At 42.1% G+C, this 22,674-nt stretch carries 17 protein-coding genes; 3 read left to right on the top strand and 14 right to left on the bottom strand.

Translation table 11 applies throughout. The features are described 5' to 3' along the window. Window positions 1-473: 473 nt before the first annotated feature. Genes FJQ58_RS18135 through FJQ58_RS18100 form a run of 8 tightly spaced genes read right to left on the bottom strand, consistent with a single transcriptional unit; the run spans window position 474 to window position 9,706 of the window. Complete coding sequence (locus tag FJQ58_RS18135; RefSeq protein WP_139995965.1) at window positions 474-1,517, bottom strand: acyltransferase family protein; 1,044 nt, start codon at window positions 1,515-1,517, stop codon at window positions 474-476. A gap of 12 nt (window positions 1,518-1,529) precedes the next feature. Further along, window positions 1,530-3,362, bottom strand: coding sequence for a methyltransferase domain-containing protein (locus FJQ58_RS18130; RefSeq protein WP_139995963.1), 1,833 nt, complete (start codon window positions 3,360-3,362; stop codon window positions 1,530-1,532). Beyond that, entirely contained in the window at window positions 3,359-4,267 is a 909-nt protein-coding gene (locus tag FJQ58_RS18125; RefSeq protein WP_139995961.1) for a glycosyltransferase, read from the bottom strand. Before FJQ58_RS18125 ends, FJQ58_RS18130 begins: the two co-directional genes overlap by 4 nt. A gap of 31 nt (window positions 4,268-4,298) precedes the next feature. Further along, entirely contained in the window at window positions 4,299-5,354 is a 1,056-nt protein-coding gene (locus FJQ58_RS18120) for an NAD-dependent epimerase/dehydratase family protein (RefSeq protein WP_139995959.1), read from the bottom strand. Window positions 5,355-5,366: 12 nt separating this feature from the next. Continuing rightward, window positions 5,367-7,127, bottom strand: coding sequence for a glycosyltransferase family 2 protein (locus FJQ58_RS18115; protein WP_139995957.1), 1,761 nt, complete (start codon window positions 7,125-7,127; stop codon window positions 5,367-5,369). Window positions 7,128-7,142: 15 nt separating this feature from the next. Beyond that, window positions 7,143-7,910 carry an ABC transporter ATP-binding protein gene (locus FJQ58_RS18110; protein ID WP_139995955.1) on the bottom strand — a complete coding sequence of 256 codons (768 nt, stop codon included), beginning with the start codon at window positions 7,908-7,910 and terminating at the stop codon, window positions 7,143-7,145. Between the two features lie 10 nt (window positions 7,911-7,920). Continuing rightward, window positions 7,921-8,694 carry an ABC transporter permease gene (locus FJQ58_RS33420; protein WP_139995954.1) on the bottom strand — a complete coding sequence of 258 codons (774 nt, stop codon included), beginning with the start codon at window positions 8,692-8,694 and terminating at the stop codon, window positions 7,921-7,923. Between the two features lie 31 nt (window positions 8,695-8,725). Continuing rightward, on the bottom strand, window positions 8,726-9,706 hold the full coding sequence (locus tag FJQ58_RS18100; protein WP_139995952.1) for a glycosyltransferase family 2 protein: 981 nt from the start codon (window positions 9,704-9,706) through the stop codon (window positions 8,726-8,728). A 498-nt stretch (window positions 9,707-10,204) separates the two neighbouring features. On the opposite strand from FJQ58_RS18100, the gene FJQ58_RS18095 reads away from it, so the two are divergent. Both FJQ58_RS18095 and FJQ58_RS18090 read left to right on the top strand, forming a co-directional pair. Next, window positions 10,205-12,457, top strand: a complete 2,253-nt coding sequence (locus FJQ58_RS18095; RefSeq protein ID WP_162341566.1) for an O-antigen ligase family protein — start codon at window positions 10,205-10,207, stop codon at window positions 12,455-12,457. A gap of 165 nt (window positions 12,458-12,622) precedes the next feature. Then, window positions 12,623-13,069, top strand: coding sequence for a bactofilin family protein (locus FJQ58_RS18090; protein ID WP_139995948.1), 447 nt, complete (start codon window positions 12,623-12,625; stop codon window positions 13,067-13,069). Between the two features lie 89 nt (window positions 13,070-13,158). Here FJQ58_RS18090 and FJQ58_RS18085 read toward each other — a convergent pair whose 3' ends face one another. The 4 genes from FJQ58_RS18085 to FJQ58_RS18070 all read right to left on the bottom strand — a co-directional run bounded on the left by FJQ58_RS18085 (window position 13,159) and on the right by FJQ58_RS18070 (window position 17,169). Further along, window positions 13,159-13,953 carry an ABC transporter permease gene (locus tag FJQ58_RS18085; protein ID WP_139995946.1) on the bottom strand — a complete coding sequence of 265 codons (795 nt, stop codon included), beginning with the start codon at window positions 13,951-13,953 and terminating at the stop codon, window positions 13,159-13,161. Continuing rightward, window positions 13,946-14,866 (bottom strand): ABC transporter ATP-binding protein, encoded by a 921-nt coding sequence (locus FJQ58_RS18080; RefSeq protein WP_139995944.1) that lies wholly within the window; start codon window positions 14,864-14,866, stop codon window positions 13,946-13,948. Before FJQ58_RS18080 ends, FJQ58_RS18085 begins: the two co-directional genes overlap by 8 nt. 428 nt (window positions 14,867-15,294) lie before the next feature. Continuing rightward, window positions 15,295-16,677, bottom strand: coding sequence for a sugar phosphate nucleotidyltransferase (locus FJQ58_RS18075; protein ID WP_139995942.1), 1,383 nt, complete (start codon window positions 16,675-16,677; stop codon window positions 15,295-15,297). A gap of 51 nt (window positions 16,678-16,728) precedes the next feature. Further along, complete coding sequence (locus tag FJQ58_RS18070) at window positions 16,729-17,169, bottom strand: PilZ domain-containing protein (RefSeq protein ID WP_162341564.1); 441 nt, start codon at window positions 17,167-17,169, stop codon at window positions 16,729-16,731. A gap of 130 nt (window positions 17,170-17,299) precedes the next feature. Between FJQ58_RS18070 and FJQ58_RS18065 the strand changes: the two genes are divergently transcribed. Beyond that, window positions 17,300-17,668, top strand: coding sequence for a helix-turn-helix domain-containing protein (locus tag FJQ58_RS18065; RefSeq protein ID WP_139995938.1), 369 nt, complete (start codon window positions 17,300-17,302; stop codon window positions 17,666-17,668). Here the strand turns inward: FJQ58_RS18065 and FJQ58_RS32370 are convergent. Beyond that, on the bottom strand, window positions 17,631-17,801 hold the full coding sequence (locus tag FJQ58_RS32370; protein ID WP_162341562.1) for a hypothetical protein: 171 nt from the start codon (window positions 17,799-17,801) through the stop codon (window positions 17,631-17,633). The genes FJQ58_RS18065 and FJQ58_RS32370 overlap by 38 nt on opposite strands. 206 nt (window positions 17,802-18,007) lie before the next feature. After that, window positions 18,008-22,612 carry a glutamate synthase large subunit gene (gene gltB, locus FJQ58_RS18060; protein ID WP_139995936.1) on the bottom strand — a complete coding sequence of 1,535 codons (4,605 nt, stop codon included), beginning with the start codon at window positions 22,610-22,612 and terminating at the stop codon, window positions 18,008-18,010. Window positions 22,613-22,674: the final 62 nt, after the last annotated feature.

Below are 22,674 nucleotides of genomic sequence, written 5' to 3'. Positions count from 1 at the left end.
AAGGAGAAGTCCGTAAAGTTATCTGAAATTGTGGTGAGAATATCTAGAGCACCATAGTTTTTGTACTCATTCAACAAACCGGTTCAGAACTTAACGGACTCATACCGTTGTTCCATCTCCTAGACTTTTTTGTTTCAATCCAGATCAGTTTAATGAAGAATTAAGCTGCTAGTTCACAATGGCTCCTATTGTTTCATTATGAATGTTATAGCTGACTTCGAGAAAGGTAGCGCATAAATACCTTAAGAGATCGATCTAGTCGTTCCTAATGCCCCATGTGTTCTCACAAACTCAACTATGTTCCTAATACAATGGATTAGGAGGACGATCAAATATTTCATGAAAACCCTCCTAAATTCACAGTAATATAAAAGACTATATTTAACGATCTACAATACCACTACCTAATCCCTGTTTACCAAAACAATATTCGTTTTTCTAAACAGTTTTAGTAATAGTCGTTTAATATTCCATTACACTGATAGTTTTTTTTTCTTTAATTGCAAACTTTTCTTTTCGATTTGGTACCATGAGAAAATAGAGATAGCAAGAGTTATCGGCGTAGCTATAACAAAATTATAAAAAGGAGTTATATGGTCTATCAATAACAAAGAAACGATTTGTTGTATAGGAAACGCATAGATATACATCCCGTAAGAGAAGTCGCCTTTTTCTTGAAACTTTTTAACCACTTTTTTAACACCAAATCCTAAATAAAAGATAATGTACGTTCCACACAATATAAATCCTAATTTATAATAGCCAGACCACGCAAGCAAAGTTAATGCAATCCCAGAGAGTAAAGCAGCATATCGATTAAGTTTGATGTCATCTCTAAATAAGTAAACAATCATTCCCATACTAAAATACTTGAAAAGCTCAAAGTATTGAAAGACTGCGACTGTAGAATCTATTTTATACGCTACGAACAACACCAATAAAAATAAAGGAACAATAACAACTTTCTTCAGCATCTTTAATGATCCAAGTACCGCTACAACAATATAGAAGAAAAATTCGTACCATAACGTCCAAAGAGAACCGTTGACCGCATTAGGATATGGGTTGTTTTCAAAAACTGCCGGCAAACTATATTGCATATTAACAAGCATAAACGATTCTAAATATCGCAATGTCGCAGGATTAGAGAAATATGCTTTTCCACCAATAGTTGTTAAAATAGGACCCAAAATAAAAACGGTAAAAAGAATAAGTACGATTAATGCTGGATATATGCGAAGAATCCTATTTCTGAAATATTCATACACATTAGCACAACGCTCAAAACTATAAGTAATCAGAAAACCACTTATGATAAAAAAGATACTTACACCTAATCCCCCAAATGTCTCTTGTCCATTAGTTAATTTAATAAATGGTTCCGAAGCATTTGAACCCAATGTTAAAGGGTAAGAGTGTGAAAAAACAACCAAAATTGCTGCAATTAGCCTTATTAAATCAAAATTATTTTCACGACTATTGAAACAATCACCAATACTTTTCCAATTGTTCTTCATATCAACTTCCCTTTACTTTTTTCTAAACACTCGGGTTATTTTCCAACTCTTCGAATTTTGAGAATTTGAAATAAATTCATCTAACTCTAATTCAGAAGCAGTGAAAATTTCTGGGACGCAGGTCTTTTTACCAAGTATTCTTTTAACTAACCGTAGCGGCTTTGTAATGTTCCATGAGTTTGAAACAAGTATAAGATGCGCGATTTCCCTTTTCCGGATCAGTTCATCATTGATTGGATAACCATTATTCAAATCACGGTTTTCTAATCGCATTCTAATCAAAGAAGAAATTCGTTTTGCATTCCCAGGTGGCATGATTAAATACTGAGAATTAAATTTATTCTGGACGTATCTATAATTTTCTTCCCATTCTTCGTTATTATGAAGTGATTGTGAACTTTCTCCCTTAAGCCACCATCTGTAGATGTTCGTGATCGTTGGAGTACTAGCAACACCGCAAATAAATGCCGCACGAACAATGAAATCCCAATCTTCGATTGTATTGATTGTTTCATCAAACCTTAAACCAAAATCATGATAGATCGACCTTGGAAATGCTAAACATAACCCTGGACACTCGTTATGATGTAGCATGGTAATAAAATCAAAATCTGCAGGATAATCATTTAGAAACCCAGAAACCGCAATAGAAGTATTCTGACTAAAAGAAGTTTTTACAGGCTCATATTCTTGTCTCACCGAAACAGATTTTAATATCTTTCCGTAGTGATTATTAGAAAGATTCTTAAATTCTTCTACCCAGTTGCTGAACACGATATCATCATCGTCAAGTATTGCCATATACTGTCCTTCGGCATTTTCAAATCCCGCATTCAATGGTGTAGATCGGTTGCCTCCATTTACTCTTATCAATCGGATTTTTGACCGAATCCACTCAGGTGTAGCATTAATTATACTTTCAACTAATAATTGTTTCTCCACAGTCAAGTTGTGTCCAACAACAAGTACTTCGAAATCCGTACATTCTTGTCCAGTCAAACAAAGCAAAACTTCTTTCAATTCTTCCGGTCTATCCCCAACAGTTCTGGTCACAATAGATAAAAATGGTCTTGCTAGTTGTCGATTGACAGGTATTTGTGTAGGATGGCTCGCGATGAACATTCGAACGAGCTGATTGACTTTCCCATCAGCACCCATATTTTTTCTTAAGCCTAACAGTAATTGACGCAAAGATGAATTTTCAGTAAGCGTTAATAGTTCTTTTGGGAAGTACTGATCACTTTTTTCCATCACAACATCTTTTTTGCTGATTTGATGCAACCCATGTTTTTTGCAGACTTCCAATAATTTTTCTTGGGTAAAGATGTTGATGTGGGTTTCATCCAATAGTCCAGTGTTAGTTTCATCGAATTTATTACATAACAATTTAAAAACAATATCATCATGAGCAAAATTCGGGACACTTATAACAACAGGAGCATTATGCTGTTTGGAAAGCACAGAGACTGTCTGTAGCAAATCCTCAAAATTTAATACATGCTCCATCACATCAAGTATGGAAATCGATGAAATAGCACGTCCGTTAAGAATCTTATCGATAAATTCAATATTGTCTTTCAGACTTGATAATTTATAAGTGTGAGCTTCTTTACCCTCCAAAACAAGATGATTAACAGCATCTGGATCCGCATCGATGCCAATGTAGTGTATTGGATGGTTTTCCATCAATTTTTCACTCATTGATCCCCAACCGCAACCAATATCGAGATGGATTCCTTGTTTAGGAAGGTCAAATTGACCCAGTAAGCTCACTGTGTGTCCATAAACATTGTCTTGCGCATATTCAAATTTATAAGGATATTCATCGATGCTTTTATTTTTCATAGTGAAAACCTCATTTTGCCGTAATTATTATTGATGAACTCTCCAATCCGATGACCGGAATCGACTTGTTCTGGTAATTTACCGTCTCTTTTTCTTCTCTTAAACTCTTCAGCTGCTTTCTTATAATAACTAACATCTGATTTTTCGAAATAGGTCAAGATATTCTCCAGAATATCGTTTCTAGACCATTTATAAGCCATTAATAGCCCTGCTTCTGCGGAATAATAATCCTCCGCATCACTTGTTTGCCAAGCTGCATTTTTAGACAAGATTTTGTCATGAAAGGCAACAGCAGATGGTTGGAAGATAATTCGATACCCTTTAAGTCGAACCATCCAAGAAAAATCAACATCATCACAATACAGAAAGAATGTGTCCGCATCAAATCCATTTACTTCTTCAAAAACAAGCCTTGGGATAAGAACACAGGCTGTTGAAGCCCAACTTGTCTCTCCGGTTCTAGTATTGTAGGATTTAGGATGCTCTACAGGCAATTGCCTTGCTTCGACTACCCCCACCTTTTGTTTGGGGTTAGCATACGGCTCAGCTAATTGAAGAAGCGTATCAGGAGCCAATATAATATCCGGATTAATAATCATAATGAAATCAGAATCAGAATGATTAGCTAATCGGTTATGTCCTCTTGCTGAACCTAAATTTGATTCAAAATAATCGTATTTGATTTGTATGTACTCTCCAAACTCAGAATTTAAGTCTTTGAGCTCTTGATCGGTAAACACGGGGTCTTGAGAACCATCCCCATAATATACCGTAATTCCCGTAAAAATTTGCTTATTAATAGCAAAGTCTGCCGCCCTAACAATGCTTTTAATCGATCGAATAATACGGGGAGCTTCATTGTTATATAAAACCGATTGAATTTGTAGACTTTTTTTATGCAACATATTTAATTCTCCCTAATAATGGTAACATATTTTATTCCCCCAATTGACCATCAATCCAATCACACAACAAGTTCATTCCCTCATTTAAGGAAACTTTCGGGCTCCAATTTAAGCTAGCCAACGTATTGGAAATGTCGCCTTGTGCGTGTCTAATGTCACCGTTGCGATATTTTCCGCATACTTCCGGATTCGGTGCTTCATATCGCGCCGCTACCAACTGAGCGACCTCTTTAATCGTTGCACCATAACCACTTCCAATATCAAAAACTTTTCCATTTGCGTTTTCACTCAACATAACTTCATGAATAGCTTGGGCTACATCCGAAATGAAAACAAAATCTCTCAACATCATGCCATCCTCGTACAAAGGGATGCTTTGTTTCTGTTTGGCCATTCTCACAAAAAGAGAGACAATACCTGTATATGAGTTAATCAATGATTGCCCTGGACCATATACGTTTTGGAGACGAAGTATGGTGTAGCTAACGTCAAAAGATTTGCACCAGCATGAGATTATATGTTCCTGTGTAAGCTTAGTTGCACCATAAATACTAGTCGGCATCGGAGTCGTATTATTTACATTCATTGGTGAAAAGGTTGAATTTTCAAAATCCCACTCACCATTTGCCAATTGTTCATTGCTTCTCTGTCCAGGAAAGTATGCCATCCCTTCAGCATTCAACCATTTCCCCTCACCATAGACCGCTCTACTACTGGAAAGTACTATTTTGCTAGGAATCGCATCATTTCTGACCAATGCATCTAACATTTGCGTAGTTCCCACTACATTCACATTGGCGTGACGACTGCTTTCTATTAAAGATTGTCCAGTTCCTGTTTCGGCCGCCAAATGTAATATCAAATCCGGCTTCCATTTAGAAAGAATCTCATCCCATATGATAGGGTCCGTAACATCTGAGACATATAAGTGTACTTTTGAGGACAATTGAGCCGGCCTTTTTCCTGATTTATGAATCTGGGGATGCAAGCTATCAATAACGATGATATTATCAAATGTATTCTCAATTAATTTCGATACTTCGCAGCCAATGAATCCTGCTCCGCCTGTGATTAGACAAGTTTTCATTAAAATTTCTCCTTAAATTTTTTTTAGGGTTTTTATCATTTTTAATAGGATTTTGTAAAGCGAGTAGAGTATTTTATGTCTATTTTTTAAGGAGCTTGTTTGGCTATGCTCAATCAAATCCATGATATTCATCGAAACATCATATCCGTTCATATTAGAAAAATAGTTTTTTTGTTTTTCTCTTACATAGGCTATTGCGTTGTCTAGAACTTTCTGACGATTTTCGACTTGTGTTTTATGATAAGGAACTCGGTACAATGAGGTGGTTTTGTCTACCAACAAGAAGTCGTTATCGAGTGATAGCCTCATCCAAAAATCCCAATCCTCTAACGCATCCATATTCTCATCAAAGTAGATCTTGTCTCGTACTAAATCTTTCTTAAACATCACACATTGTATGGGTAAATAATTTTGGTAAAACAATTTCAACCTATTGAACTTGCTATTAAACACCACTTTGTATTCATGGTTTTGGGTAGATTCATCTGGTAAGTACTCCGTAGGAACCTCAAAAGCAACAGAATATATAACAGAAATAGGATGACGAGACAACTCATTAACTAACACTTCAACGTGGTCTGGGAATAATAAATCATCATCATCTAAAAAGTTAAGAAATTCCCCGTTCGCCATATCTAAAGCGATATTCGCAGCTCTAGAACGTCCTACTTTATCCTTTATACTGAAGAACACAATATTGAGATCATGGAAATCCTCTTTAATTAATTTCTCTGACTCATTGCCTCCATCTTCAACAACAATTACTTCAATGTTTTTGTACGTTTGATTCCTTACACTCGTCAGTGCTTCTTTCAATATCTTCGTTCTACCTATCGTACGAATCAAAATAGACACAAGCGGTTTATAATCGTGTTGTACGAAATTATTATAAAACCCGCCTGTCCTTTCCTCCTCGTAATCCCAACCAACGAAGGTTGGTCTGAGTTTTTTTAATGAGCGGCTATAAAAAAAAGGGATCATAGACAAATTCTGGATGTAGGCAGATACAAGATTTCTCCGAAGTCCGTGATTAGGATTACCCTGAAGAAGCATGTAAGAGAACTTCAGGTGCCATGTGACAACATGGCGTAGTGAACCATACCTAACTTTTAAATTTAAGTTATTTATCAAACTATGTGTGAATTGGTTAGGTTTGATTTCATTTTCTTCATTGTAGGAATAATGATAAACGATACACTGTGGCATATATATCAATTTATAGCCTTTAGATCGAATTCTCCAGCTCAAATCAACATCTTCCGCATACATGAAGATGGCCTTGTCAAAGCCATTTACTTCTGCAAATACAGCTCTTCTTATAATAAAAGCTGCTCCAGTAATCCAGCTTGTTGATAAGGTAACAGGATCATAATTTTTAGGGTGCTCATAAGGGAATTGTCTAAACTCCCATGCAGCGATATTTTTGTCACTTTGTTCAATAACGATCGAAGCATTTTGAATCGAATCTTCAAATACTTCTGTATCGATATTCAAGAAAAAAATATAGTCTGATTTACCTTTTTTCGCCCCTATATTATTGGCTCTACCAAAGCCGACATTTTTTTTATTTTGAATTAGTTGCATGCTTCCAAAGCTAGATTCGTTGTTAACAATTTCTTGTTCAATTTTAGTTACCGTTGAATCCGAAGAGGCATTATCAACAAAAATGAGGTTTAATTTCTCTTTTGGAAAACGGCATCGTGATATACTGTCAACACATTTCTCAACCCAAAATTCCGAGTTATAAGTTACTATAATGATATCTAACTCCATCAGAAAAGCTTCCCCTCAGACCTGCTCTTTTATATCCTCATTGCTATGAGAATTAATGTTCATATATTGATTGCATATCTCTTCAACGTCACCCGAGCTAATAAGCTTTCCTCGGTTGAGCAAAAATGCTTTTTTACACATGCTTCTAATTTGTTCAATAGAATGTGAAACCATGATAACGGTAGTATCATCGGTAATCATTGTTCTAATTCGCTCTTCACATTTTTGCTGGAATTTGTAATCACCGACTGATAATATCTCATCTAAAATTAAAATATCGGGCTTCACTACTGTTGCAATACTGAAGCCGATACGTGCAACCATTCCAGATGAATAATTTTTTAGAGGCACATCGAGAAAATCGTGAATTTCTGCAAAGTCAACAATATCGTTAAACTTACTCTCAATAAATTTTCTAGAATATCCCAAAATTGCGCCATTCAAATATATATTTTCTCTTGCAGTCAGTTCCATATCGAATCCGGCACCTAACTCGATTAACGGAGCAACCTTACCATAAGTCTCCACATTTCCTTTAGTTGGAGTCAACACCCCTGCTATCGTTTTTAGCAAAGTACTTTTACCAGCGCCATTAAATCCTAATATACCAATAACTTCTCCCTTTAATATGGATAAAGAGACATGATCTAGTGCATTGAATTTTTCAGTGACTAACTGTCTTTTAATTTTTTTTATTATGTATTCTTTGAATCCACTAATATTCTCTTTGTGTAAATCGAAGGTAACAGATACATCTTTTAATTTTATCACTATATTTTCCATTTATTATACCTCATATAAATAAAACGATTTTATTTTCATTCTTCTTATAAACTTTATAACCTATGAGTAAAGATAATACAGTGTATGTTATAGCTAGTGCGTTTAGTTTAAAGTCAGGAAGCTGTCCGTAGAGAACCAACACCCTAAAATAGTTAATAAATACATACACCGGGTTATATTCTACCATGCCTCTAAATGTTGCAGGAATAATCTCAATCGGATAGAACGTTGCAGAAAAAAATGATAGTAAGCTTAAAAAGACACCATAAATGTGTAAAATATCCCTATAAAAAACGGTTAATGTCGACAGGAGGAGTCCAATACCGATTGAGAATAGGAATATTAAAATAACAGGGATAAAAAACAGGGTCGATGTCAACGGTAAATCATACCCCATTATGATAATAATAATAAGAACAGCTATTAAGGAAAACGATGTATTTACCAATGAGAAACAAATTTTGGATAAGGGAAAGATATATTTGGGCGTATACACTTTTTTAATTAAAGATCCATTTTGAATCAGTCCCATTTGGGCTAAACCAGTCGATTCTGCGAAGAAAGCATACATCACCTGACCGCTAAGAAAATAAATCGGAAAGTTTTCAATTTGGTTCTTAAACATAGTGGAAAAAATAATTGTTGTGATCACCATAAAGAGCAATGGGTTTAACACACTCCATATGATCCCTAGAGAAGACCTTCTATACTTTATTTTCAGGTCTCTTTTCACCAACTCGAATAACAATTCTCTATACCCATATATTTCTCGTACTATCTTCATGCCGTGCTTCACACTTTCCTATTAAATGTAGTTAATTCTGCCTTTTACGCATTATTCTGTTCGTTATATATCTCACGGTCGATGCAATTAGTTTCTCTTGAATTCTCAAATAAAAAAAAACATGTTTATACTGAAATCGCTGCCGTTGTACATGATTTAGATGAATTATTGCTTCTTGAAGTCCTCTTAGATAGATGCTACCCCACCCTCTTCTTAGAAAAAAAACATACTTTACTGAAAATCCAATTAATAGCATTGGTAAATTCAATAAAAGCTGAATATAGGGCATATTTTTATAAAATATATAGACGTTATTTCTTGCGGACAGCTTTATTTTAAACTCATTATATTTAGAACCGGAAGTACCACTTCCAACATGATACACAATAGCATCAGGACAATACTCGTTATGGTATCCATACAATTGAGCTCTATATCCAATATCTACATCTTCAAGATAAGCAAAAAAATCTTCATCAAATACACCAATCTTATCAAAAATCCATTTCCGGTAGATTGCAGCCCCTGCACATGAACTAAAAATTGGCCCACTATCGCGAAAATCCGAAACCTGTTCGCCATCACCTCGCTTGAAAGCCCATCCGAGAACTGTCAATTCATCTCCTGCGTCATCGATGATATTTCGTTCATCAAATCTGATCATTTTACTCGATACAGAGAAAATCGAATCGCTTTGGTTAATTTGATGATACAGGGATATTAACCAATCATTCTCCACTTCCGTATCATTATTTAGAAGAACAACATAATCACCGTTTGAGACGGATATGCCTTCGTTTACAGCTTTACTAAAGCCATAATTTCTTTCCAGTTCGATAATTTCAACTTTTGGAAAATCAGACCGAATATAGTCGAGACTTTGATCCGTCGACGCATTATCGACGAGAATTACCTCGAATGAAATTCCCTTTTGCCTATACAGAGATAATAAACAGCGTTCAAGAAATTCCCGTCCGTTATAGTTCGGAATCACAATTGAGCATTGTACCATGTGGAATTAGTCCATTCTTACGGATATTTGTTCAAACCCTTAAAGATTACAATATTTAAAACCAAACTTCACAATTGTATATCTCTACTAATATTTCCAATTAATTATACACCAAGCGCATAGAGAAAGTGACATCCACTTCTTGATTCGTTGTATCACGTCGATATTAAAGGATAAAATCCCACATTTCTAGAAGAGAAAATATATAAGCATTTTCTATATAACATCTAATATTTGCATATAGAAAGAGTCTTTCCACCCTTGTTATCTTACCAAAGTTCCTCCCATATTCATACCTTATTCTCCTTTCCAAACCAAACAAATTGTTGGAATTTTGCGGAATGTATGCTTTTTCGACAAATCCGCATTTCAAACAAATTTGTAAACTACATACAATTATAACCTCTCTTATATAGTAATCCACTCCCCCTTTTGCTAAAATACTAGAAGGAGTAACAGTTTCAGATATACATAACTATGGATGAGGAGTACGTACGAATGAGCGCACACACTAAATATTCAAGCAGTACACCTACGATAGCAGAGGGCTTAACGCTGTTTAGGTGGATTGGAACGATTGGGCTTGCCCTATTTCTGGTTATTTTCCCATATCAGAGAGGATTGTTCAATGGCTATGAGTTCAGCTTTGACAGTCCCATATACGGGGCTATCATCTTTGGATTGTTTCTGTTGATCGCAACTGCCGGCTACATCTACAAAGACTCGCAGCAAAGCAGCTATCGTGGAATTTTGTCGATTGCCGTCATGCTGCTCCCGTTCATCTATTGGATCTCTTCTTTTCAAGCGGTGTCGAGCTATTACGGAAAGTTTATGTTTCTTGTGTTCTTTCTGCTGGCCTCGCTCTTTATAAGCGGCCTTTATTTAGCAGAATCTAAGCATGCTCGTAAAACGATTGAATATGCGCTTATGCTCTCCTCCTATTTAATTGTTATTTTCGGCTTGCTTAATTTGTTCGGGCAAATGTATTACAAAGATGCGCTATGGCTTGCACACGATGGCTTCCGCCTTGCATCAGTCTTTCAATATTCAAACGCCTACGGCGGCTTTTTAGTTGCATTATTTCTAGTCAGCTTATACTATGCGGCTCATTGTATCCGTCCGTCAGCAAGAATCGTGCATGCTGCCATGCTCGTGCCGATTTGGATTTCATTCATGCTTACCTATTCACGAGGCGCAATTGTCATTGTGCCTGTTGTCGTGTTAGCTCTGCTCCCGTTCTTGCGATTAACTAAACAAATAGCCTATCTCCTCTTCCTGATTCTATCTGTTGGTGTTTCAATGGCTCTATTAGGAAAGCTTACAGCAATCGTCGATAAAATCTCAGCGATTGTACAGCCGAATGAAACGAAGGCGCAGCAAACCATCTCTTTGTTTAGCTCGCTTCCCATGCAGGGCTGGGGATTCCTACTGCTCGGTATGATCGTGACTACTGGACTGATCCTTCTCTACCATGCCAAGCTAGATGCTCTACTGGAAAAGAAACTCAAAAAGCTATCCGCGCGTAAGTATTCATTCGCTATGGTGCCTGTTGTCGCCATCATCTTAGCAACTGCGGCAGCGGCCAGCCTGCTCGGCAGCAGCGCGATTCGCGGCTTGTTGCCGGATAAAATTGCGGTGCGCTTCGAAAATATTAATTTTCAGCAGCACAGCGTTCTGGAACGTCTAACCTTCTATAAAGATGGGCTTCATGTAGCCGAGGATTATCCGTTGCTTGGAGGCGGTGGCGGCGCTTGGCAGGCCATGTACGAGCAGTATCAGAATAATCCTTATTGGAGCAGGCAATCACATAGCTTTATTGTTCAAATTTTGGTTGAAACCGGCTGGATTGGCCTTATTGCTTTAATCGGTGTGCTTGTTCTCGCCTATGGCTTATACATCCGTTCTTATTTCCGTCATCCTGAGCTAAGAGGAAGCCATTTTGTCTTTTTTATTTTCTCTTTAGCCCTTTTGCTGCATAGTGCTATTGACTTTGATATGAGTTACCTTTACATCAGTGCCATCGTATTTATATCTCTGGGCTGTATGCTTGCCCCATACGCCAGCAAGCTCATCCTTCAACGTAATGCGGCAAGCAGTTGGTTAAAAATCACCTATCCAGCCGTCCTTATTGTACTATCCTTGGTGCTGCTAGTCGTTACAATTCGTGAGAATAGTGGCGTTCAGAAATACGAGAAAACGTATGATTTGGCCGTCCAAGGGCAAACGCCATTGGACGGACTACTCCCATTGTTGAATGAGGCTATTGACCGCTCACCCAAAAATTCTTCGTTCACCTTAACAAAGGCCGATTGGCTGGAACAGGCCTATAAACAAACGAACGATGCCAGCTTCCTTGAGCAAGCCCTCAGCACGGCACAGCAAGCGCGCAAAACAGATCCGTATAATCGTGGCCTTCTGATTTCGGAATTCCGTCTTCTCCAGCAAAAAGGTCAATTTAAAGAATCGCTTGCCGTCATAGACGAAGGAGTCACTAAGTTCCCATGGGACATTAACCTTTATGAAGCTGCGGTAACTTCGTATGCTGAAGCTAATAGTAAGGCTCTTAAAGAACAAAACGAGGCTGAGGCGAAAAGCTATGCAGACCGCGTTGAAGCACTGTCGGCCGAGGTCAACAGAAGGATAGATCAGCTTGCCACTTTACCGGCAGAACAGCTTCAGGGCCGTTCCTTCGCCCTTACACCGGCAATGGAAAAGGCTATCGCCGGCATCGAGCTAGCCGCGAATCAGTAATTTAATATTATAGCAACTATCTTGACTGCCTGCTGGCGCCACTCGCGCCTAGCAGGCAGTCTTTTTTTCGGATCATCGTTGGTATGTTTTACGTCCTTTAAGAATAAATAGCAATAGAACGCTCCGAACGAACCAAGCTTCTATTCCCAAGGAGGATTGATCTTCATGTTTAAAGATAATAAGCGTCTTTCGCCATCGGATACTTTGATTGGCCAAGGTACGCAAAGTGAAGGGAAACTACGCTGCGAGGCAAATCTGCGCATAGAAGGGGAGCATCGTGGTGATATTGACTGCAAGGCTGATGTCATTATTGGGGAATCCGGTATCGCGCGGTCTGCTATTTCGGCACGGGATCTTACCGTCGCTGGCAAGGTTTTCGGAGATACGTCCATGACCGGCCGCCTCATCATCACCTCTTCCGGCCAATTAACAGGATCGGTTACTGCGACCTCCATCATCATTCAAGAAGGTGGCCAGCTTAACGGGATGTGCCATATGGAGCCCTCAGCAGACAGCAGGCAGCGTTTGCTTCCAGAACAAGACAAAGTTAACCAGCAAGGAAAAGATTCCGGAATCAAAGATGCTAATGAGAAATCGCGCCAAGCCGGATAAAGCAAATATCACAAAAAAGCCGTATCGGCTGCTGTCCGCCTTTCATGGAAGCAGCAGCCGATACGGCTTTTTAAAATAGGGTTGAAGAGCTAGGAAGCAACATCCCGTTTACTGAAGACGTACCAGGTCAATGCGACGAAAATGACATAATAAACAGCTAGCACGCCAAGCGAGAAACCTAGCGTCATCCCGTCACGCATCGGGTTTCCATCAAGATATTGGGTGAGATTCAAATGAATAAATAGCAAATAATCAATCCATTCATATTTGAGCATGGCAATCAAACCGATAAAGCTATTAACGCCTAACAATAGAAAGAGCGCCATGCCAATAGCAAGTCCGCTGCTGCGAAACACAGTCGAGAGCATAAAAGCCAGCGTAACTGTTACAACAAGTGAAATGAGCGTCAAGCCGTAATACTTCAGCATATAAGAAACAGGACTTGCCTGATCGATCCCCATGAAGCCTGGCTTGATAGCAGGATCGGCATTTATGCCAAAACAAATCCAGTTAATGAGAATCGTGCTTGCAAACAACAAAATCGCGAGCAAAATGGCGAACAGCATGATTGATATATATTTGGACAACAAAATTTTGGAGCGTGACCATGGCCGAATAAGCAGCAGCTTTATCGTTCCGCTAGTAAACTCCTCTGCAACTCCGCCTGCAGCAATTACCACTGTAAAGATCGTCACGAGTAGGAACAATATCGACGATTCCAAAAATGCAACATCCCACATCGATGCATCCCTACCGCCAAAGATCAACCACATAATCGAAATGGCTATTACAAGCACAAGTAATATTCCAGACATTACCCATGTGCGAGGACGACGGTAAATTTTCATATTTTCATTTTGAATCAGCGGCAAAAAATTACCCAATTCGTTCCCCTCCTGTCACTTCCAAAAATTGATCTTCAAGCGTCTTCACTTGGGCACGTATACCATATACTTTAATTCCCGCTGCTACAAGCGTTGCATTAATGGCAGCTGTGCTTTCTTTATCTGCATCGACGGCTATCGAGCTTTCGCCCTCAAGCACTCCAGATACGCCAGCAGCAAGCAATACATCGAGCGCACCTTGGGTACGGTCAACTTCGATAACGACACGGTTGTTCGCCTTGGCCGCATTCTCTCCGCGAATCGTCCTGACATCAATCAGCTTGCCGTTCTGAATAATCGCGACCCTGTCGCACATAAGCTCCATCTCTGAGAGCAAATGGCTGGATACAAATACAGCGATCCCTTCTTCCTTGGATAACTGACGCAAATAATCGCGAAGCTCCCGAATACCGCCTGGATCAAGCCCGTTAGTCGGCTCATCCAATATTAATAGCTGAGGCTTATGTAAGATGGCTTGTGCTACGCCAAGGCGCTGGCGCATGCCTAGCGAATAGGTTTTAACCTTATCGCGAATCCGGCCCTCAAGACCAACAAGCTTCACAACCTCATGCACGCGATGCTCCGTAATACCCGGAATCATTCTCGCATAATGAATTAAGTTATCATAGCCACTCAAATATTTGTACATTTCCGGATTTTCTACTATCGCACCTACATGGCGGATCGCTTTCTCATATTGCTTCGTGATGCTATGTCCGCCAATTGTAATTTCTCCCTCAGTCAGCGACATTAAGCCAACCATCATACGGATCGTAGTCGTTTTTCCTGAGCCATTCGGTCCTAAGAAGCCAAAAACTTCCCCAAGCGGCAAATCCAGAGTCAGTCGGTCAATAATCGTACGCTTGCCGATTTTTTTCGTTACGTTTTGCAATTTAACAATAGGCTCCTGCATAGCTGTGCTCCTCCTCCAGAAATCCAAATCCTTTTTATTATAAACGATTAAGGAAACAATTGGAAGTTTACAAAAAAATACAGCCTCGCTCTACAGTTATACTGTAGGGCAGAGGCTCTCATTTCCATCTGTTCTATACGGTTGTATAACATGTTCAGCAACTTTCGCGTCTGCTCGAAGAAACATTTTATAGTCATAGTTATTGGTCTTACCCTGCGATCCTACTATAGCATCCAGCTTATCCTGTTCCATGCTGCATGTTAAGCAATAACCCATTGGATGTACCACCCGGAAAAAACCTGTCCGAAACAAAATATCCGCTTCAGGATTGGAAACCATCTCTCCGCAACTAACACAATAAAAACGGTCCTCTGAACATATCATCCGATCGATCGCTCCCTCTCTCTTTCGTAATGATTGTATCAACCCTATACGATTGTGGACTGACTCGTTATTTCCTCCCAAGAGATGCCTAATCTAATAACATCATTCTCCTCGATTTGTTTTCCCGTTTGTACCTCAATTAGTTCGATATCAGTTATTGCGCGCAAAGCGTGTCTAGACCGCTCCGGTATCATAACGGCATCCCCTGGACCGACCATGCGCTGGGTTTCGTTAAGGAGAAGCAGCCCTTCTCCGCTCAGAATCGTCCACACCTCATTTCTTTTAAAATGCATTTGATAGCTCATATTTTGGCCTGCTGCTATAAAGATTCGTTTGGTCACGCTATGTAAGCCAGATGCGAGCAAAGCTGAGTCAATGACCTTAGCATGCCCCCATCGCCGCTCCTCAAATTTTGGCCGCTCATTCATCGCTTGAAGCTTGGCATCCAGTTCAGAGCTTGCATGCTTGCTCGTTACCAAGATACCGTCGGGACTTGCTGCAACGATAACGTTGCTTAATCCAATTACCGAGATTGGAATATCAAGCTCATTAATAAGCTGTGACGCCTCGCAATCCTCCGATATGCTGCCTAATCCCAGTTGGTCGTATGCGATATTTTCAGATAGATGCTTCCATGTCCCAAGATCCTTCCACTCTCCATCGAATCGGACAACTGACCGGGAGCTTGATTTTTGCGTGACCTCTGCCTCAAAGCTTGCTTTGGGCATTTTGGCATACTGCTTATACAATTCCTCATAATGAATTGGTAAACCGCGATTCATCAGCAGCGATATAATATAGTCGAGTTGAAACGCATAAATGCCAAGGTTCCATAGGGCACCTTCCTCAATCAGCTTCCTCGCCTCTGCTGCGTGCGGCTTTTCCTTAAAAGCCCTAATCTTTCTATCAAGCAGACCCTCGTCCTCATGAAAACGGTTGGCTTCAGGTACAATATATCCATATTGGTCAGTGGCACAGCTGGGACTTGTCCCAACCATGAGCAAATCTGATTTGCTCTCTCTTGCCAGCTTAGGGAGCCCTCGTATGCAGGAGAAGAAGTCATTCTCAACATATGCGTCTACTGGCATAATAATAACGGTTTCTGTTAAAGAAACGCCTGCAATGGAATACAAATAAGCAGCAGCAAGCGCTACTGCCGGAAAGGTGTCTCTTTGCTCAGGTTCAATAACAAGCGGCGCTTTCGTGCCGACTTGCCTTTGCAAGAGCTCTACCTGCTGCCGACAGGTCGCAATGCGAGTATGCTCACGCAGATCGGCTTCATCCAGTTGACGCCACAAACGCTGCAGCATCGATTCCATTTCGCCGCCTGGACCTTGCAGCACCGATAAATATTGTTTAGCTCGATTTCGATTGGACAAGGGCCATAGTCTCTTTCCCGATCCGCCGGATAGCAAAATGATTTTCAAAGCATGTCCCCCTTTAAGCACGTGCTTACCAATTCTCCAAACGAAAACAGGTCATCCGCTATAATGCATTCGTTTGGTATTCAGCAGCCTGCTGTACAAATAATGAATCTTTTGCTGCTGTGGCTGTCTTTCCAGTATTTCTTGATTCATGACCCCAATAATCAGCGAGCGCAGCGTATTCGAGCATTCAAACAATACGCCATGTGAATACTGATTATCCTTCCTAGCGTTCCAAACAATGCGGCCGCGAACATTGATCTGTACGTTCGATATCGTCATTCTACATTCAACCAAGTAATTCTTTTGAATAGGCAGCTGCAGGCCGGATAAAAAACATAGTCCGTTTTGACTTAAGTTGAGCAGCAATACCGTAGTCGTCGAGGGAGTCAGCAGTTGTCCGTCTTTGCTTATAAGTCGAAGCTCCGCTTTCACCCCATCGTTGAACCGCAGTCTAATATGAGCGCGAGAGGCTTCATTTGAATGGTCACTCATTCCTAATTCCTCCATCATACCTAGTCACAAATATGAATCCAAATACTCATGTTTTTCAGTAAAAGCATGCATTTGTAACGTATCCGTATTAATATAGATGTAGTACTCGTTTTAAAACAGGAGGAGTTCCATGAGTATCGGCAAACGGCTTGCAGCATTGAGGGACGAACGGAGATGGACGCAATTGCAAACCGCCGCTTCGCTTGGCATATCCAGAGCGGCATTGTCTCATTACGAAAAAAACCGAAGAGAGCCTGACTCCGAAACCTTATCAAGGTTCGCGGACTTATTTCAGGTGACCGTCGACTATTTGATCGGTCGAACTTCCATCCCCCAGCAAACATTAACCAATGATGTACGAAGCTTCGTTGACCATTTGGAGCTCTCAGACGATGAAATATTGAACAAATATCAGTTAAGCGTAGATGGACGAATTCTGACAGCGGATGAAACGAAAAGATTCATTGCCTTTGTAAGGGCAGAACGTCTGCAGCAGTAAGCTGCTTTTCATCGCACTGCCATTTTTGCTGCGAGATGCCGGTTTGACTCAAGATTGCCTCAATCGTGATTAAAGTAACGATTGGAGAGTCTGCTTTCTCTTCGAACTTAAGCTTAGGCCAATCTCTTAGCATACATTAGGCTCCTAATCGTGTAATTATAATGAAAGGAATATTAACATCATTATACCCGAGTCGCCGGATGGAATATGTCGGTTAATGGGTGCGGCTTTTTTCTAATTTAGTGGCTTTTTGTCGAAAAACAAAAGGGACTGTCGCCTAAAGTAGTTAACTACTTTAGGGACAGTCCCTTTTTCGCATTTATGCTGTAATCGTTTTGACTATTTGCCGCCAGCGCGAGCAAGCTCTCTTTTGTTCGCTTCAAAAGCGGCAAGCAGCGCTTCTTCGCCGACAAGGCCCGTATCCTCAACCTTGCGGATCTGTTCAAGCATGCGCTTGTAATCTTTCGGAATAACTTTAACGAACTTGGAAAGCGATGTTTCCCAATCATTTAAGATGCGGGAACCGATGGCACTCTCCGTATATTTCACATGAGACTCAACCAAGCCTTTCAGCTCTGCAATATCAATCGATTCCTCCAGACGCTCCAGTAATACCATTTCTAGGTTGCAATGGTTGTAGAAATCGCCTTTCTCATCGTAGATATAGGCAACGCCGCCAGACATACCAGCGCCAAAGTTACGTCCCGTACCGCCAAGAATGGCTACGCGTCCGCCAGTCATATATTCGCAGCCATGATCGCCTACGCCTTCTACGACAACATTTGCTCCACTGTTCCGAACAGCAAAGCGCTCGCCTGCTGCACCACGGATGTACGCTTGGCCGCTTGTAGCGCCATAAAGCGCAGTATTTCCAATAATCACGTTGTCTTCAGCAGCAAACGTCGCCTTAGGTGAAGGAGCAACGAATATTTTACCGCCAGACAAGCCTTTACCGAAATAGTCATTTGAATCGCCTTCGATGGATAGCGTTATGCCCTTCGGCACGAATGCGCCAAAGCTTTGTCCCGCAGTACCAACAAAGTGATAAGAAATCGTATCCTCAGGCAAGCCAGCCGCACCGTAGCGGCGAGTAACCTCACTGCCTAGGATCGTTCCGACAACACGATTCGTGTTCAGGATCGGGAACGTACCGCGAACGCGTTCGCCGTTCTCAAGCGCTGGCTGCGCAAGAGGCACCAGCTGCTGCATGTCGAGCGACAATTCCAGACCGTGGTTTTGCTCTTGAATGTTATAACGTACAGCATCCTGCGGAAGGTCAGCTTCGTAAAGCAAGCCCGACAGATCAATGCCTTTCGCTTTGTAATGCTCAAGCAGGTGCTTCGTTTCCAGCATATCCACACGGCCAACCATTTCCTGGATCGTACGGAAGCCCAGCTCAGCCATAATCTCACGAAGCTCTTCAGCAATGAAGCGCAGGTAGTTTACAACATGGCTCGGATCGCCCATAAACTTCTTGCGAAGCTCAGGGTTTTGCGTAGCTACGCCTACCGGACAAGTATCCAATTGGCATACACGCATCATGATACAACCAAGCACGATAAGCGGTGCAGTCGAGAAGCCATACTCCTCGGCTCCAAGCAATACGGCAATCGCCACGTCGCGTCCGTTCATCATTTTACCGTCTGTTTCCAGAACGACACGGTCACGCAATTTGTTAAGCATGAGCGTTTGGTGAGTCTCAGCAAGACCAAGCTCCCACGGCAAGCCTGCATGACGGATGGAGCCCATTGGTGATGCTCCAGTACCGCCGTCGTAGCCGCTGACCATAATGACATCTGCACGGCCTTTCGCTACGCCAGTCGCAATCGTACCCACGCCTACCCCTGATACGAGCTTCACGTTGATGCGAGCACGCGGGTTGGCATTTTTCAAGTCATGAACAAGCTCAGCCAAATCCTCGATCGAATAAATATCGTGATGCGGCGGCGGCGAGATGAGTCCCACGCCTGGCGTCGAACCGCGAACTTCGGCAACCCAAGGGTATACTTTGAGGCCAGGCAATTGTCCGCCTTCACCAGGCTTCGCGCCTTGGGCCATTTTAATTTGAATTTCATCCGCATTGACCAAGTAGTTGCTCGTTACGCCAAAACGTCCGGAAGCTACCTGTTTGATCGCACTGCGTCTTGAATCTCCGTTTGCGTCCGGAATAAAGCGTGCAGGATCTTCCCCGCCTTCACCTGTATTCGACTTCCCGCCGAGACGGTTCATCGCAATAGCAAGGCTCTCATGCGCTTCTTTACTGATCGAACCGAAGGACATCGCGCCGGTTTTGAAACGTTTTACGATAGACTCCAACGATTCAACCTCTTCAAGCGGCACCGACTGGCGGCCTTCCTTGAATTGAAGCAGGGAACGAAGCGTCAGATGCTTCTTGTCCTCGCCTTGTACAAGGGCAGAAAACTTCTTGTAGAGTTTATAATCATTCGCTCGAGAAGCCATTTGCAGCGTATGAATAGTCTGCGGCGTGAACAAATGATCCTCGCCGTCTTTGCGCCATTGATAGTCGCCGCCGGAATCCAGCTCCTTCTCTCCACCTTCTTGCTCGGAGAAAGCGCGGTTGTGATGCTTCAGCGTTTCTTCCGCGATCACATCAAGGCCGATACCGCCAATGCGGGACGGCGTCCATGTAAAGTACTCGTTGATGACATCCTCTTTCAAGCCAAGCGCTTCAAAAATTTGCGCGCCGCGGTAGGATTGAATCGTCGAGATCCCCATTTTGGACAATATTTTAATAACGCCTTTAGTGGCTGCTTTAATAAAGTTTTTGACTGCTTTCTCATGCGATACGCCGCGAAGCATGCCTTGACGAATCATATCATCAAGGGACTCGAAGGCAAGGTACGGGTTAACCGCATTGACGCCGTAACCAAGCAGCAAAGCAAAATGATGCACCTCGCGCGGCTCGCCCGACTCAAGCAGGATAGCTACTTTCGTACGCGTTCCTTGACGGATCAAATGGTGATGCAATGCAGCTACCGCCAGCAGCGCCGGAATGGCAGCATTCTCCTTGTCAACGCCGCGATCAGACAGGATAAGCAGGTTATGGCCTTTCGCGATGACACGGTCAGCCGCTTCGCACATTTGCGTAATCGCAGCGCGCAGTCCACTTTCGCCTTCGCTTGCCGTGAAGAAAATCGGCAGTGTAATGGAACGGAACCCTGGGCGACGAACATGGCGAAGCTTCGCGAATTGCTCATTCGACAGAATTGGCGTATCCAGCTTAATGTGGCGGCAGCTTTCCGGCTCTGGATTGAGCAGGTTGCGCTCAGGTCCGATTGTCGTTCCCGTTGCCGTAATGATTTCCTCACGAATCGCATCGATCGGCGGGTTCGTCACTTGAGCGAACAATTGCTTGAAGTAGTTATACAGGCGCTGAGGGCGCTCAGACAACACAGCAAGCGGAGCATCGTAACCCATGGAAGCAATCGGCTCTGCGCCGCTGCCCGCCATCGGCTCAAGCACCTTGCGGATATCCTCGAACGTGTAACCGAACGCTTGCTGTCTGAGTTGAACCGTCGCATGGTTAGGCTCTGGCAGTTCAGGCGCTTCCGGCAGATCCTCCAAATCAACGAGATGCTCATTCAGCCAATCGCGGTACGGGTGCTCGGTTTCGATCTCCGCCTTTACTTCCTCATCGGAAATAATGCGTCCTTTCTCCGTATCGACAAGCAGCATGCGGCCTGGACGGAGGCGATCTTTGTATAAAATATCCTCAGCCGGAATTTCAACCGTTCCTGCCTCGGAGCCTAAAATAATATGGTCGTCTTTGGTAACGTAATAACGGGCCGGACGAAGTCCATTGCGGTCAAGAACCGCGCCAATCTTCACACCGTCAGTAAAACCAAGCGCAGCCGGTCCGTCCCATGGCTCCATCAAGGTGCTGTGGTATTCGTAAAAGGCTTTACGCTCGTCGCTCATGCTCTCGTGGTTGGACCAAGGCTCAGGAACCATCATCATAGCCGCATGGGCCATGGAACGCCCCGAGAGGAATAGGAACTCAAGCGTGTTATCGAACATCGCAGTATCAGAACCGTCAGGATTAATGACCGGTTTGATCTTCTCGATATCATCGCCAAACAATTCTGTAGCGAACAGCGTTTGGCGTGCGTGCATCCAGTTCACGTTACCGCGAAGCGTATTGATCTCGCCATTGTGGATCATATAGTGGAAAGGATGCGCACGTTCCCAGCTCGGGAAGGTATTCGTACTGAAACGGGAGTGAACGAGCGCCATTGCCGATACAACGGACTCATCATTAAGCTCCGTGTAGAACGAGCGCACTTGCTCCGTTGTAAGCATTCCTTTATAAACAATCTTCCTCGAGGACAAGCTCGAGAAATAAAACATGTTGCCGCCTTCTTTGCCGGCATATCGAATCGCAAGCTCAGCGCGCTTGCGGATCACATACAATTTGCGTTCAAATGCCATATTGTCCTTCAAGCTGTCATTCATTCCAATAAACAACTGGCGAACATAAGGCTTAACAGCTAATGCAGATTCACCGAGCTTCTTGTCATCTGTCGGAACCGTACGCCAAGCGATGACCGACTGGTTCTCCTCTTGAACGATCGTTTCCACTTCACGCTCAATTGCGACGCGTGCAGCCTCATCCTGCGGCATAAAAATCATCCCGACGGCATAATGTCCTTCTGCCGGAAGCTGAATTTCTTGCTTCTTTAATTCAGCCGCAAAAAATGCATGCGGAATTTGAAGCAAAATACCCGCTCCATCTCCTGTATTCGGTTCGCTGCCTTGACCGCCGCGATGCTCCATGTTCTCGAGCAGCATCAGCGCCTGGCGAATGACCTTATGTGATTTTATTCCCTTGATGTTGGCCACAAAGCCCATGCCGCAAGCGTCTTTCTCGAATTGCGGATCATAAAGCCCCTGCTTCGGCGGCAATCCCAAAATATGTTCTTTCATTGTGTGCAACCTTTCTATGAGAAGATTTTTGGGTAAGCGTGAACGTGTAGAAAATAAGCACC

This window comes from Paenibacillus paridis (assembly GCF_006345825.1).
GTDB classification, from domain to species: Bacteria; Bacillota; Bacilli; order Paenibacillales; family Paenibacillaceae; genus Pristimantibacillus; species Pristimantibacillus paridis.
This window is presented reverse-complemented; position numbering and strand designations above follow the sequence as displayed.

What these genes read in the sequence shown, in the direction of transcription:
- FJQ58_RS18100 (WP_139995952.1), bottom strand. Translation starts at nt 9,706, where the DNA reads ATGGTACAATGCTCAATTGTGATTCCGAACTATAACGGACGGGAATTT.
- FJQ58_RS18090 (WP_139995948.1), top strand. Translation starts at nt 12,623, where the DNA reads ATGTTTAAAGATAATAAGCGTCTTTCGCCATCGGATACTTTGATTGGC.
- FJQ58_RS18080 (WP_139995944.1), bottom strand. Translation starts at nt 14,866, where the DNA reads ATGCAGGAGCCTATTGTTAAATTGCAAAACGTAACGAAAAAAATCGGC.
- FJQ58_RS18120 (WP_139995959.1), bottom strand. Translation starts at nt 5,354, where the DNA reads ATGAAAACTTGTCTAATCACAGGCGGAGCAGGATTCATTGGCTGCGAA.
- FJQ58_RS18070 (WP_162341564.1), bottom strand. Translation starts at nt 17,169, where the DNA reads ATGAGTGACCATTCAAATGAAGCCTCTCGCGCTCATATTAGACTGCGG.
- FJQ58_RS18130 (WP_139995963.1), bottom strand. Translation starts at nt 3,362, where the DNA reads ATGAAAAATAAAAGCATCGATGAATATCCTTATAAATTTGAATATGCG.
- FJQ58_RS18095 (WP_162341566.1), top strand. Translation starts at nt 10,205, where the DNA reads ATGAGCGCACACACTAAATATTCAAGCAGTACACCTACGATAGCAGAG.
- FJQ58_RS18115 (WP_139995957.1), bottom strand. Translation starts at nt 7,127, where the DNA reads ATGGAGTTAGATATCATTATAGTAACTTATAACTCGGAATTTTGGGTT.
- FJQ58_RS18125 (WP_139995961.1), bottom strand. Translation starts at nt 4,267, where the DNA reads ATGTTGCATAAAAAAAGTCTACAAATTCAATCGGTTTTATATAACAAT.
- FJQ58_RS33420 (WP_139995954.1), bottom strand. Translation starts at nt 8,694, where the DNA reads ATGAAGATAGTACGAGAAATATATGGGTATAGAGAATTGTTATTCGAG.
- FJQ58_RS32370 (WP_162341562.1), bottom strand. Translation starts at nt 17,801, where the DNA reads ATGCTAAGAGATTGGCCTAAGCTTAAGTTCGAAGAGAAAGCAGACTCT.
- FJQ58_RS18135 (WP_139995965.1), bottom strand. Translation starts at nt 1,517, where the DNA reads ATGAAGAACAATTGGAAAAGTATTGGTGATTGTTTCAATAGTCGTGAA.
- FJQ58_RS18110 (WP_139995955.1), bottom strand. Translation starts at nt 7,910, where the DNA reads ATGGAAAATATAGTGATAAAATTAAAAGATGTATCTGTTACCTTCGAT.
- FJQ58_RS18065 (WP_139995938.1), top strand. Translation starts at nt 17,300, where the DNA reads ATGAGTATCGGCAAACGGCTTGCAGCATTGAGGGACGAACGGAGATGG.
- gltB (WP_139995936.1), bottom strand. Translation starts at nt 22,612, where the DNA reads ATGAAAGAACATATTTTGGGATTGCCGCCGAAGCAGGGGCTTTATGAT.